Genomic DNA, 13,890 nt, shown 5'->3' with positions numbered 1-13,890 from the left:
TTGCCATGAATCACATGTTTTAATTTCTTATAACGGTCCGGAGATCCCTTGTTTACGAATCATAAAGAAGTGAGCTCCTAGCAAGCCAAGAAGTGCTGCCGGTAGAAAGAATACATGAATGGCAAAAAAACGAGTTAATGTTGCAGCGCCAATTATTTCTCCACCTGCAAGTAAGGTCTTGGTAAAATCTCCAATAATCGGAACACTTTCAGCAATTTGCAATCCAACAACGGTTGCAAAATATGCTTTGTTATCCCATGGAAGTAAATAGCCTGTGAAACCTAGTCCCAGCATAACAAAAAAGATTAGTACACCTACTACCCAGTTTAACTCACGCGGTTTCTTATACGAACCGGTGAAAAACACACGTAAGGTATGTAAAAACATCATAACAATAACAAGACTGGCTCCCCAATGGTGCATTCCTCGAACGATGACACCAAACGCTACTTCATTTTGCAAATAATAAACAGAAGCATGCGCATTAATAATATCGGGAACATAATACATGGTTAAAAACATACCAGATAAGATCTGAATAACTGTTACAAAGAATGTCAATCCACCGAAACAATAAACAAATGCTGAGAAATGATGAGCAGGATTGACATGCTCAGGCACTTCATGGTCAGCGATATCTCGCCACATTGGCGTAATATCAAGACGTTCATCAACGTAATCATAAATTTTTTGAAGCATCTACTACGCCTCCCACTAAGTTTGCTGATTCACTTGTCCTACCGAAACTCGTCCATCCTCAACTAATACGTCAAATCGATCTAAAGGTCTCTGTGGAGGCAGGTTTGGTAAATTATTACCGTCTTTCTCAAATCTGCCGCCATGACAAGGACAAGAAAACTCTCCTTGATCTTCCTGATAGGCTACGGTACAGCCTAAATGTGTACAGGAAGAGGATAAGGCGATAACTTCATCACCTTGTCTAAATATGTACGCTTCGTGTTGCACTTCTGACTCATACCAGGCGTCTACTTGATCATACGAAAAAACAAATCGTTGCGGTTCATCAGTCAAGTCATCCAGATCACACACGTAATGCATATCTGATTGCGCACTTGCCTTTAAAGCCGGATCAAGGGCAAATCGTACCATTGGCATCAAAGCTCCTGCTGCCATGAATCCACCCACACCTGTAAGCGTATACGTCAAAAATTGTCGTCTAGACACTTTATGCTCTTTCTCGCTCACGGTTCTCCCTCCTACCAACAGATTGTAAGCCCAATCATTGGACAATAAAACTAAATAATACTAGGACAATGTAATGATACTACAACCCGTATCAATGCGCAATATCTCTTAGTGAGAGGATTGGTTCCGTTTTCATATAAAACATGACTTTAAGACCATTCTTTTGCGAATATTGGGGAAAGATCTTGAACAATTTCTGAACACATTTGTTTTCGATCAGATTGATTCATCGTATGTAGTTGAACAGCCGGAAGCCATATCATCACTGCCGTTGACTCACTATCCCATTCTCTCCATACACTATCACTGGTTAGTAAAATGACGTGTTTGATTCCATCTTTTCGCCATTCCTCCACCCACTCATTAAGTAGAATTTTGTTTTGTTCAATTGGTTTGCTAGATTGATATGTAAATGGCAAGCTTATAATGAGTCTGCCTTGATACACACGTTCAAGCTCATCGGAAATGGCTTGAGTATACTCACTCGCTGTCACTGCACGGCTAAGACCAGATTGCAGAGTCATGGGTAAGAGAGGGATTAGGACCGTATCTACATACTTTTTTTCTTTTTGGTATTTCGTAATGTCTCGTGTATTCCATTTCATGTTTTTTCTCTCCTTCACGTAAAAATAGAAGGCTCGTGTATGAGCCTTCTACGTTCTATGCTGTCGTTTATCTAATAAACGCAATTCTTCCGAGTATTGATTAAATAAAGGTTGATTCCTTGTATCTAATGCCCAGTCAATTCGACTCAACAACTGGCTACGGTTAAACGTATACATTGAATGAGAAAGCAGTCGGTCTGCTTCATTTTCTAAGACCTCAGCCCTCTTTTGGTTCTCAGGCAGGTACGGGTTGTCTTCAAGCACAGCTAGATAAAGGGAATACGACTGAGCTCCTTTAAAATGAAGCTCAATAAAAATTTCTTCGGTTTGATTTAAGCGAATATCATGGAATGCTTTCTCAGCATCTGTTGTGACATGTTGATGCTTTCGAAATGAAAAAGGAATACTACTCATTCCTTGAGCAGAAATGACAAGAGCTTTTGGTGTTTGTTCAGCCTGTTCAATAAAGTGAACCTTTTCCATTAAATTATCATCACTCATGAGGTAGTTTAAAAGCCAGGCACATTCACGCCGCTTAAGCTCATACTGTTTTAAGAAGCTTTTCAGAAAATCCTTCTTATCAACAACTGGAATTGTATTACCCATTCCACACATCCTCCTTTAATGATTCATTAGGTCCTTTTATCACTTATAGCAGTAGCTAAATCACCTATTCATACATACATTCTCTAAAAACAAATGAATTCCTTTTTTTTTCACTTGAATTATTAGAATTCCTCTAGTAGCTCAATGATATCCATTCGATCAGGTTTCAGTTCAATAAGCTTTCTGAAATAACTAGCCGCCTCATCTCTTAGACCATACTCCATCAGAAAATGAGCATATTCTTCTAGAAAATCTGGGTCTTCTGAAAATGCTGCTAAAGCCTCCTGATACAAAGGATATGCTTTTTCATACTCATCCGTTGATCTGAAGGCAAATGCCTCATACCAATCGAGCATGGCATCCTCTTCACCGTATGACCGTGCATGGGCAGATAGCTCAAGTAATTCTTCGTATTGCTCATCATGTCTTAAGTAAGCTGCCAATGTTTGTAAAGCTTCCATATTTGAGGGGTTCAGAGCTAATGCTTGGCGTAAGTGATGTTCACCTTGCTCCGCATCCTGTTGCTTAAAATAAATCTTTCCTGCAAGTAAATGAAGTTGATCATTAAATTCATCTGCAGTCATGCCGCCCTTTAACACATCAATCGCTTCACGAAGTCGATTTTCTGTTTCATAAGCTTTCGCTAAATAAGGGTAAAGGCTAGTGAAATCAGAATCTAACGACTTTAAAGCCTCCAGCTGTTCAATCGCCAATGTGGTATCGCCCGCTTGATACGCAGTAAATCCAAATCCAAACAATGCATCAGGTGTCATGGAATCATCAATGCCTCGTTGGTAATATTGCAATGCCTCTTCAAATTCACCGGTCGCACTAAATGCCTCGGCAAGCTTTAAATCAACAGGCACTCCTTTAAGCTCATCTCTTTGGGCAACGGCTTTCTTCAAATAAGGAATGCTTTTTGAATAGTCGCCGCGGTCCAAATAAAATTCACCCAAACCATAAGTAATAATGACTTCGTCAGGAGCATGCTCGCTAGCCGCAATGAGCTTTTGCTCCGCCACTTCATCAAGGGCTTGCATCTGATATAAGTCTGCCAAAAGAATCTGTGCTTGCAAAAAAGCCTCATCTGATGGTTTTATGTCTAAAAGAAGCTCAATCGCCTCATCTTCTTTTTCATCATCAATCATCATTTCGGCAGCAAAAACAGATAAACTGCCTTCATCAGGGTAAAGTAACAACAGCTCGTCCATTAATGATTGTGCACGTTTCAAGTGCCCAAGTTCATAGTATAATTCGGCAATCGTAAATTTCTCTTCATGATTATCCGTGTGACTCGCTTGCTCAAGCTTCTTTAATCCCTTTTCCGTTTCTCCTGCTTCGATCGCATGGATTGCTTCTTCAACAAGTGTCATTCGCTATCTGTATCCTCCGTTCGTCAAACTCCAATAAAAGTATTCAATAATCCTAGCCGCTGATCTGGACAACTAGATGCATAATCGAGAGAACATAATCGTTTTGGTTTCTTCACAAGGATTTGTTCTCCACGTTCATTAAGCATACATTCATCATTCACTTTTAGTATGTGTCCTCTTTGAATCACAACAGCTGGTTCATCCCTATCATAATCAAGATCAGCGTTTGCCGCAACCATTCGGGCTTGTCTACTCATATAGTGATGCGTATGCTGATGGTATAAAAGATAATCTGCATCACTCCCGACTAATAATTCACCTTTCAGTGGATAGATACCACTCTTTTGCAAAAGTTCTTTCGTCCAAATGCGTGGTAGCGAAGCCGTCGAAAGGCCAAACGAGCTACATCTGTTTTTCCACGTTAATACTAACCCGTCTTTGTAGTTAGTATTTGTAGGGAGAGTTGGAATTAAAACAACAGGATACGTAACACATGCATCCGCAAATCTGCTCCAAGGTAATCGATCCAGCTGCTCATCTGTTTCTATAACAACTTGAATAAGCGGGATATGTAACCTCTTGCATGTGCGTAGTAGAGAAGGGTTCAAAAGTCTTATAGGGATCGTGATACCCAGGATATAATCGAGTGAACTCTGTTTCATCATGGAACAAGCTGCTTCATAAACAACTGGGAGACTGCGTTCGCTTTTGACCTCAATAAATACAGATAATGTAGTGACCCCTTGCTTAAGCCACTCCTCTTCAATCAATTGTCGCTTTCTAAGATTCGTTTCTTGAAGAATGCGATGATCTGTTCCAATCTTGCCCGGTGCGAGAACGAGATTACTTACGTTGACTCTCCACTTTCTCCAATACGGCATGCGATCTCTGATATAGGTCACTTTACCTTCTGAAATTAAAATGGACTGTCGGCATACCTGTTGATTCTTAATTCGTAATGCATCCGTAAGCAAATACATGAGCAAAGCCTCCCTTTAAGAGGTATACATCTTATTAAGACAAGCTATGCGTTTTTAAAAGAGAAGAGAACAAAAAAATATATGATTTTTTTCTATATCCATTGACAATGAAAGCGTTTTCTATATAATAAATATTAAGCGTATGGTTTCTCTCCACTCCTATCCATACTATTGAATTCAGCAGATTAGCTGTCCCTGCATTTGAAAGCGTTTACGCTCTTCGATTGCAGGTTTTTTTTTGTAAAAAAAAGACTAATGAAGAGTACTCTTCATTAATCTTTTGAACCGTTTATCAAATATAACTTTCGAATGTATGATAACCGAGCTGTTCCTTGGCTTGTTCACGATCTTCTTCTGACCGAAAGCTCAACCGAAGGACACCCATAATATCTTCGCGTGTTTCGAGTATTCTAATGTTTGTTAAACTGATTTTTGCATCAGCCAATATTCCTGTTACATCAGAAATTGCCCCCGGATGATCCGGAACATCTACAAATAAATCATAAAATGCAGGAATTGCTCCTTTTTTCCGCTCCGGTAACTTTTCACGGAAATCCTTAGCCCGTTGGAAATAATCAAAAATACCATCACGATCTTTTGTTTCCAGGAGTGTCCGAACATGCTGCATTTCACGATCCCATTCATCCAGGAGACGCAAAAGACTTGGCTGGTTATGAAGCAATATATCGCGCCACATCTCGGGGCTAGAAGAGGCAATTCGTGTAATATCACGGAATCCTCCAGCCGCAAGCCTTGTCACATTTGTATCGCGATTTTCTTCTGACTCTACATGATGGACTAAACTCGCTGCAATGATATGCGGAAAATGACTAATGGCTCCCGTAATCTCGTCATGCTCACTTGCTGTCATTTCAAGAAACGTTGCTCTCGTCCCCTTTAGCCAATCCTTTAAGGTGGACATCACCTCAGGCGCTAGCTCTGATGAAGGGGTAAACACATAAAATGCGTTCTCAAATAAATGAACCTTGGCAGCACTCACACCACTTTTATGTGAGCCTGCCATAGGATGACCACCAACAAATACTACTTTGTCGCTTAGTTCTGTTGCTTTTTCACATATTTGTTGTTTTGTACTACCTACGTCTGTCATGATCGCACCAGGCTTAAACGTAAAAGCCTTCATTTCATCAAGTAGACGTTCAGAGGCAGCGACTGGAACCGAAAGAACGATTAGATCTGCGCTTTGTACTGCTTCTCGTAATGATGTCGCTTTTTCATCAACAATACCTAAAGAAACAGCCATTCTCATCTGCTCATCATTAATATCGAATCCTACCATCCGCACATCGTGCTCTTTACGGATACCTAGTGCGATTGAGCCTCCAATTAGACCAAGGCCAATAATTAATACTTCTCGTTTCATCACGTTCACTCCAACACCTTATACTTATATCCTATGATTCGGTCAAAGCCGACCGCTCTTTTAAAAGCTCACTTAACGCCAGCATAACCCCTTCGTTTTCTTTTTCTGTCCCAATTGAAATACGAATACACGTTGGGAAACCAAGGGCTTGCCCTGAACGCGTGATGTATCCTTTAGACAGAAGATAAGAAAAAATCTCATCTCCAGGAATGCCAACATCAATTAAGATAAAGTTGGTTTGTGATGGATAAAAGAAAAGCTGATGTTTTTTACAGAACGCTTCGTACTTTTCTAATTCGATTCGGTTCTTTTTAGCTGATTCTTGCACAAATGTCTGATCATCTAATGCTGCTACAGCAGCTGTGTGTGCGTATGCGGTCGTATTAAAGGCCGGACGTAAAGGTTCCATAACCTGAATAATCTCCGGAGAAGCGACACCATAACCAATACGTAACGAAGCAAGCCCATATGCCTTAGAGAAGGTACGCAGCACAACCAAGTTTTTGTATTGATCTAATAGAGGAATCGTATCAGGGTAATCCTCAGCCACCGTATATTCGATGTATGCCTCATCGCTAGCAACGATAACATGTTCTGGAACTTGTTTTAGAAATGCCTCAAACACGTCTTTTCCAATATAGTTTCCAGAAGGATTATTCGGGTTACACACCCATACAATTTTAGTGTTCTCATCAATTTTTTGAAGCATTTCATCTAGGTTATGTTCACCCATGTCAGTTAGTGGCACTTCACGAATTTCTGCCCCTTCAATTGCTGCATTGAGCTTATATTGAGAAAATGTTGGATCTGCAGTCACTGTATTGTCGGAAGGCGTTAAAAACGCGCGACATAGAAACTGGATTACTTCATCTGTTCCATTCCCAAAAATTAATTGCTCCTCTTGAACACCAAGATGTTGAGCTACTTTGTTTCGTAACACACTTGAATAGCCATCTGGATAAATCGCTGAATCCATAACAGCATCAATAACGGCTTGCTTAGCAAGCTTCGATGATCCGTATGGATTTTCGTTTGAAGCCAGCTTGATGACTTCATCTAAACCTAATTCTTTTTTTACTTCACTAATAGGTTTACCCGGCTTGTAAGCGGGCAGCCCATAAAGCTGTGGTTTTGCCTTCATTAGTGCACCTCTTTATCGTCTAAGTTACTTCTTAAACTATGTTACTCCGAAATGAGTGCTTTGACAAATGATTTAATGCGTTGAAGCGCTAATTCTTTTGTTTCTTCGTTTTGAAGGGCTTCTCCCTGCTCACCGATTTGATGAACAAGCGCACTGCCAACAACCACACCATCAGCCAAAGCTTGAATGGTGCTCACTTGAGCTGAAGTTGAAATTCCAAACCCTACGGCAATCGGAACATGACTTGCTTCTTTTACAGTATTCAAGAATTCTTCAATTCTCGGGTCTAGGTCTTTCCTCGCTCCCGTTACACCAAGGGATGACACGCAATATAAAAAGCCTTGAGCACGGTCCGCAATTTTTTGGATTCGCTCTTTGGATGTGGGTGCGACTAAAGAGATTAGAGATAGTTGCTCCTGTTCACAATAGGCACTGAGCTCGTCACTTTCTTCAAAAGGAAGATCCGGCACTAAAATCCCATCAATACCAAGGGATGCCGCTTCTTCTGTAAATCGTTTTACTCCATATTGAAGGAGTGGATTGACATACGTAAAAATAATAACCGGAATAGTTAATCCACGTTCTCGCATCGCAGGAACCAATTGCATAGCCGATGAAAGCGACATCCCGTTTTTTAAAGAACGCTTTGACGCTTCCTGAATGGTCGGTCCATCCGCTAGAGGATCTGAATAAGGGATACCCAGTTCAAGGATTGATGCGCCGGCTTCTTGTAAAGTTAACGCAATATCAATCGTTGCTTCTCCTGTAGGATCTCCTGCGGTAATAAAGGGAATGAATAAGTTAGGCTCTTGCTGTAACATGGCCTCTAATCGATTACTGCCCATTTTTTGCCTCTCCCTTCACATGTTTACGGATCGTATGAACATCCTTATCGCCACGACCCGATAAACAAACTAAAATAAGATCGTCTGGTGAAAGCTGCGAAGCCCGCTCAAATGCAACGGCCAAGGCATGTGCTGATTCAATTGCTGGGATAATGCCTTCTTGTTTTGACAATCGGATGAGTGCATCTAATGCCTGTTGATCTGTAACAGCCTCATATTGGACTCTTCCACTTTTCGCTAAATGAGCATGTTCTGGGCCTACACCTGGATAGTCAAGTCCAGCTGAAATGGAATAAGGCTCGATAATTTGACCAGCCTCATCTTGAATGAGATACGTAAGTGATCCATGAATGACCCCTGGTGTGCCATTTGTAATCGTTGCAGCATGTTGATCTGTATCTACACCTAAACCACCAGCCTCAACACCTGTCAGCTTCACATCATCGTCTAAAAACGGATAAAAACTTCCAATTGCATTACTTCCACCACCTACACAGGCAATAATCTCTGTAGGCAAACGCTCCTCAGCTGCTAGAAGCTGGACTTTTGCTTCGTCACCAATAATTCGTTGGAAATCTCGGACCATTTTCGGATATGGGTGAGGTCCAACAACAGAACCTATTAAATAAAATGTATCTTCAGCATTTGCAACCCAATAACGAATCGCTTCATTTGTCGCATCCTTTAATGTCCGACTACCAGATTCAGCTGGTATCACCTCTGCTCCAAGAAGCTCCATTCTGAATACGTTTAAGGACTGGCGTTCGATATCCTCAGTTCCCATAAACACCTTGCATTCAAGGCCAAAGCGGGCTGCTATGGTGGCCGTTGCTACTCCATGTTGTCCGGCCCCTGTTTCTGCGACAATTTTTGTTTTACCCATTCGTTTAGCGAGCAACGCCTGTCCCATGGCGTTGTTCAATTTATGTGCACCTGTATGTAACAGATCTTCACGTTTCAAATAGATCTTAGCCCCACCAATTGATTCACTTATATTTTTAGCATACGAAAGTGCCGTTGGTCGTCCCGCATATTCGCGTAGATGTTCGTGATACTCATCTATAAAATCTTGATCGTTCATTGCCTCATCTAAAGCTGCTTCTAATTCTTCTATGACACTCATTAATGTTTCTGGCACATATTTGCCGCCAAACTCACCGAAGCGCCCTTTTTCATCAGGATATTGAATTGTCACGTCTATACAGCTCCTTCTCTAAGCGTTTTATTGCTTGTTGTGATTTCGTACCATCTATTTCTATCCCACTCGATAGATCGATTCCATCTGGATCATAGTCAGATAGTTTTTGTATATTACTCGCATCTACCCCACCAGCAATAAATACAGGAACGGATTGTCGTTTCCCTTCTTTGATATAAGCAGGAATACAATCCCAATCAAATGTCTTACCTGTTCCTCCCCATTGTCCTTCTACTTTCGCATCAATAATATATCCGTCTGCAATCGCATCATAACGTCGCATCTCAACCATTCCCTCAGAATGATGATGGATTACTTTCCAGACTTTTTTTCCTGTCGTACGCTTAATCTCAGTCACGAATTCAGGAGATTCATTGCCATGGCACTGAATCACATCAATAGGGAGTTTCTTGCATATGTCATGAATGGTGGCAGATTGTTCGTTCACAAATAAAGCGACTAGTTTTTTATCTGAAACAGGATTTCTGTCCAACCAGGCTTTCACATGATCTGGATCTACTTCCCTTTTTGTACCTGGAACAAACACAAAACCAAGGTAGTCTGCTTCACTTGCTACTGTCACAGCAAGGTCTGCTTCACTCTTGTTACCACAATATTTAAGAAGTGGTCTCATCATTTGATTCTCCAAACAAGTTTGTAATACCAATACTTGGTGTTTCGGCTCGCATAAACGATTCCCCAACAAGTACTCCACCTGCGCCAGCTTTTTGCACACGAGTGACATCTTCAAAAGTATGAATCCCACTCTCACTAATAAATGTACACTGTTGTGGGACAAGACTCGCAATCTCTTCTGTTTGTGAAAGAGATGTTTCAAAGGTTTTTAAATTTCGATTGTTTATGCCAATCAATTCTGGTGTGAATACGGATAACAAGCTCGATAGTTCACTTGCCGCATGTACTTCTACCAAACACTGCATCCCTTTTTCATGAGCAGATTGATAAAGTTCAAATAACTTTTGATCCGGAACCGTACCAGCGATCAGTAAAATGGCATCTGCACCAATTCGTAGACTCTCCTCCACTTGGAGCTCATCGATGATAAAATCCTTGCGCATAATCGGTATGGATGTTTCTTTTTTGATCGCCGTTAAAAAATCACGATGCCCCTTAAAGTAGTGCTGATCCGTCAAAACTGAAATCGCATCTGCTCCTGCCGCTTCGTACGTTTTAGCTATATCAACTGGGTGAAAATCTGCTCGAATTAAACCCTTTGAAGGCGATGCCTTTTTCACTTCAGCAATGAGACCTACTGTTCTTGTTGGATGTTTGATTGCTTGATAAAGAGAGCGTTTCTCTACCTGCTCATAAGCTGGCATAGACAACGTATCAATCTCCTGTTTCTTTGTTTTTAATATCGTCTCAAGCATGCTTACTTCCCGCCTCTCGATGATTGCGTAATTCATTTGTATAGGACATTACTTGCTTACTCTTTACTAATTCAGTCGCACGTAAGGTTCCTTCTTTAATAGATTCGACTCGATTGGCTGCATATAGAGCTACACCTGCATTCAAGATGACAATGGACTCAGCTGAAGCATTTGCCGTTCCAGCAAATACATCTTCAATAAGCCGCGCACTATCCTTTATGCTATTCACTTGAATGTCAGATAATAAACCAGTTTGGACCCCTGCTTCTTCAGGTGTTATCTCATAAACGTCCATTTGACCATTTTGCACATCAACAACTTGTGTAGAGCCATGAACAGAACACTCATCAAGATCATCAGCTCCTGTTACAAGCACTGTGTGAGTCGTACCAAGTCTTCGAATGGCTTCACCCATTTTCAAAGCGTGTTGCCTACCTGATACGCCAATGAGTTGATGTTCGGCACCTGCTGGATTTGTCATCGGACCTAATAAATTAAAGATCGTACGAAACCCAATTTGCTTTCTAGCAGGGGCAGCATATTTCATTGACGCATGGTATAGAGGGGCAAATAAGAAGCTTAGCCCTTTATTCTCGAGAGCTAGAGCCGCAGCTTCTGGACTTTGTTGGATATCAATACCTAAATGTTCTAATACATCCGCACTTCCGCTACTGGAAGTAACCGCACGATTTCCATGTTTCGCAACGGGGACGCCAGCTGCAGCTGCAACAAAAGAAACGGCTGTGGAAATATTAAACGTCCCTAGCTGATCTCCACCTGTTCCGCATGTATCCAGTACACCTTTCATGTGATGAGGAATGGAAACTGCGTGCTCACGCATCGCTCTAGTGAAACCTACAAGCTCTTCGATCGACTCACCTCGAAGTCTCATCATACTAATTAAACTAGCAATTTGGCTCACTTCTACTTGGTCTCTCATAATAAGGTCCATCGCTTGATAAGCCTGTTCTTCATTAAGCTGATGACCCTCTGCACATCTATTTAAAAGGAATTTAAACATTGCCTGTCACTCCTTCTGCACGAAACATCGTCTCCGCTACTTGGACTGCTCGTATTAACGCTTTGGCTTTATTTCTTGTTTCCTCATATTCCAACTCAGGTTGTGAATCTGCGACGACACCCGCCCCCGCTTGAATGGTTGCTGTTCCGTCTTGAATTGTCATTGTCCGAATGGCTATACAAGAATCGATGTTGCCATCAAATCCTAGATACCCTATTGCTCCGGCATATATGCCTCTTCTTGTTGGCTCAAGCTCTTGTAAAATTTCCATTGCACGAATTTTCGGTGCGCCAGATACCGTACCAGCTGGAAAGGAAGCCATAAGTGCCTGCAGTGGTTTTGTATCTTGATGAAGCTCTCCCGTTACCTTTGATACAATATGCATCACATGAGAAAACAACCCGATGTCGAGCAATTGAGGTGTGCGAACCGTTCCATACGTAGCAATTCTGCCAACATCATTACGTGCTAAGTCAACAAGCATATAATGTTCCGAACGCTCCTTCTCGTCTGCCAGCAGCTCTTCTCTAAGGCTTAGATCCTCTTCTGGCGTCCGACCTCTTGGACGAGTTCCTGCAATTGGGTGTATCTCCACATGGCCATCTTGCACTTGCACCAAGCGCTCTGGCGAACTACCAACAATTTCAAGCCCGTCATAACGTAGATAGAACAGATATGGCGAGGGATTGATTAATCGAAGAACGCGATACACCTCTAAAGCTCCAACGGTGACAGGCATTGTAAACTGCTGTGATAGGACCGTTTGAAAAACATCTCCCGCTTTAATATATTCTTGAATGGTCTGAACATCTCGGAGAAACAATTCCTTTGTGTAATTAGAAGATACGCCTTCAAACGAAACGTCTTCATACGTAGTCGGTACACCTGATGACAGTAAAGAAAGAGTTGGTTGCTCTAGTTCCTTTAGAACATCCTTAACAATCCCTACACCTTTTTGGTAAAGATCAGTCGTTGCTTCTCGATTTTCAACAGGTAAATGAACAATGACAATAAGTTCTTTTTGGAGGTGATCATAAGCAATCATCGTTTCACAGAACAAGAAATGATAGTGAGCCACTTTTTTAGGTGTGTCTCTTTCTAATTTAGGTTCAATCGTTTCAATTGCATCATAGCTCATATAGCCAACCGCTCCACCTTTAAAAGGAATGGGCACATCTACCGGTTCTACATGAAGGACACTCATTGTCTCTTCTAACGCTTGGTCAAAGCTGTCACGTTCTACAATGGTTTCGTTGTGATTATTTGTCGTCACGTACCGACCATTTACTTCTTTTAAATCATATAAAGGGTTTAATCCAATAAATGAATACCTGGACCAAGATGATTGTTCGTCTCTACTCTCAAGTAAAAAGGCCACTTGGTCATGCAATTGTTGAACGATGTGAATAGGAGTTAACCCATCAGCAAAATATCTCTCTGTATACGTAACCGTGTCATATGTTTTCATTGCTTCTGTAAATGATTCAATGGAAGTCTGTTTCATTATTTGGCTCGCTCCTCTTATTTAGAGGGCTGAAGGGGAAAGGGAAGGTCTCCATAGAGGACGTACTATACATAAAAACGCCCACTGAGTATAGACTCAGGGACGTGTAGAATACATGGTATCTCGTCTCTGCTCAACTCAACTCTTCTCAACTCAGCTCTGCTCATTATTCATTACTCTTCTCAAACTCTCAACTTAAGCTACAGACCCTCTGGCCCGTACACTTTTGTAAATTGTACCTTGATTAAAAACAATCGTCAACTATTTTACTCGAACTAAATCTGGTCTCAATTTAACAGCATCATTTAAATAAATATGCTCAATTTCTTTTTGAGATTTCTCTGTATTTATAGTTAATAAGGCTCGAATACAAAACGGCAGTCCGCCGGGTACATCAATTTCTTGTGCACAGGTGACAGGTACAAAATCCCACCCAGTAAGCCTACGCATGGCTTTAGCAGGAAATGCTGCGTTCAAGTCTCCTGTTACCGTAATAAGTACTTGTGCGACATCTTCGGGATTAATCTCATTTTGCTCAGCAATCGTCTTAAAAAGTTGCTCTGTTACATCTAAAATTTGTCTCTCTTCATTTTGAGTAACGGTTGTAGCTCCTCGAATGCCTCTAACCATACGCTC

The 13,890-nt window shown here is 41.3% G+C and carries 15 protein-coding genes; all 15 read right to left on the bottom strand.

Annotated features, from left to right (window positions below; genetic code table 11):
* Positions 1 to 27: 27 nt before the first annotated feature.
* Positions 28 to 699, bottom strand: a complete 672-nt coding sequence (gene qcrB, locus J2S05_RS03600; RefSeq protein WP_306979975.1) for a menaquinol-cytochrome c reductase cytochrome b subunit — start codon at positions 697 to 699, stop codon at positions 28 to 30.
* 15 nt (positions 700 to 714) lie between these two features.
* Positions 715 to 1,206: a QcrA and Rieske domain-containing protein gene (locus J2S05_RS03595; RefSeq protein ID WP_306979974.1), complete on the bottom strand. Its 492-nt coding sequence runs from the start codon at positions 1,204 to 1,206 to the stop codon at positions 715 to 717.
* Positions 1,207 to 1,355: 149 nt separating this feature from the next.
* Positions 1,356 to 1,811: a DUF2487 family protein gene (locus J2S05_RS03590; RefSeq protein WP_306979971.1), complete on the bottom strand. Its 456-nt coding sequence runs from the start codon at positions 1,809 to 1,811 to the stop codon at positions 1,356 to 1,358.
* Positions 1,812 to 1,859: 48 nt separating this feature from the next.
* A complete protein-coding gene (locus J2S05_RS03585; protein ID WP_306979970.1) occupies positions 1,860 to 2,417 on the bottom strand; it encodes a ReoY family proteolytic degradation factor in 558 nt (185 codons plus the stop codon).
* Positions 2,418 to 2,539: 122 nt separating this feature from the next.
* Positions 2,540 to 3,790 (bottom strand): tetratricopeptide repeat protein, encoded by a 1,251-nt coding sequence (locus J2S05_RS03580; RefSeq protein ID WP_306979968.1) that lies wholly within the window; start codon positions 3,788 to 3,790, stop codon positions 2,540 to 2,542.
* A gap of 23 nt (positions 3,791 to 3,813) precedes the next feature.
* Positions 3,814 to 4,770 (bottom strand): hypothetical protein, encoded by a 957-nt coding sequence (locus J2S05_RS03575; RefSeq protein WP_306979965.1) that lies wholly within the window; start codon positions 4,768 to 4,770, stop codon positions 3,814 to 3,816.
* 292 nt (positions 4,771 to 5,062) lie between these two features.
* Entirely contained in the window at positions 5,063 to 6,154 is a 1,092-nt protein-coding gene (locus J2S05_RS03570) for a prephenate dehydrogenase (protein WP_306979964.1), read from the bottom strand.
* Between the two features lie 31 nt (positions 6,155 to 6,185).
* Complete coding sequence (gene hisC / locus J2S05_RS03565; RefSeq protein WP_306979962.1) at positions 6,186 to 7,295, bottom strand: histidinol-phosphate transaminase; 1,110 nt, start codon at positions 7,293 to 7,295, stop codon at positions 6,186 to 6,188.
* 41 nt (positions 7,296 to 7,336) lie between these two features.
* Positions 7,337 to 8,140, bottom strand: coding sequence for a tryptophan synthase subunit alpha (gene trpA / locus J2S05_RS03560; protein WP_306979960.1), 804 nt, complete (start codon positions 8,138 to 8,140; stop codon positions 7,337 to 7,339).
* Complete coding sequence (gene trpB / locus J2S05_RS03555) at positions 8,130 to 9,335, bottom strand: tryptophan synthase subunit beta (protein ID WP_306979957.1); 1,206 nt, start codon at positions 9,333 to 9,335, stop codon at positions 8,130 to 8,132. The genes trpA and trpB overlap by 11 nt, the downstream gene beginning before the upstream one ends.
* A complete protein-coding gene (locus J2S05_RS03550) occupies positions 9,316 to 9,975 on the bottom strand; it encodes a phosphoribosylanthranilate isomerase (RefSeq protein WP_306979954.1) in 660 nt (219 codons plus the stop codon). The genes trpB and J2S05_RS03550 overlap by 20 nt, the downstream gene beginning before the upstream one ends.
* Positions 9,956 to 10,729 (bottom strand): indole-3-glycerol phosphate synthase TrpC, encoded by a 774-nt coding sequence (trpC, locus tag J2S05_RS03545; RefSeq protein WP_306979952.1) that lies wholly within the window; start codon positions 10,727 to 10,729, stop codon positions 9,956 to 9,958. The genes J2S05_RS03550 and trpC overlap by 20 nt, the downstream gene beginning before the upstream one ends.
* On the bottom strand, positions 10,722 to 11,750 hold the full coding sequence (trpD, locus tag J2S05_RS03540; RefSeq protein ID WP_306979949.1) for an anthranilate phosphoribosyltransferase: 1,029 nt from the start codon (positions 11,748 to 11,750) through the stop codon (positions 10,722 to 10,724). Before trpD ends, trpC begins: the two co-directional genes overlap by 8 nt.
* Positions 11,743 to 13,254 carry an anthranilate synthase component I gene (gene trpE, locus J2S05_RS03535; RefSeq protein WP_306979947.1) on the bottom strand — a complete coding sequence of 504 codons (1,512 nt, stop codon included), beginning with the start codon at positions 13,252 to 13,254 and terminating at the stop codon, positions 11,743 to 11,745. Before trpE ends, trpD begins: the two co-directional genes overlap by 8 nt.
* Positions 13,255 to 13,515: 261 nt before the next feature.
* Positions 13,516 to 13,884, bottom strand: a complete 369-nt coding sequence (aroH, locus tag J2S05_RS03530; RefSeq protein WP_306979946.1) for a chorismate mutase — start codon at positions 13,882 to 13,884, stop codon at positions 13,516 to 13,518.
* Between the last annotated feature and the right edge of the window lie 6 nt (positions 13,885 to 13,890).

It is taken from the genome of Alkalicoccobacillus murimartini (assembly GCF_030813245.1).
GTDB lineage: Bacteria > Bacillota > Bacilli > Bacillales > Bacillaceae_D > Alkalicoccobacillus > Alkalicoccobacillus murimartini.
This window is presented reverse-complemented; position numbering and strand designations above follow the sequence as displayed.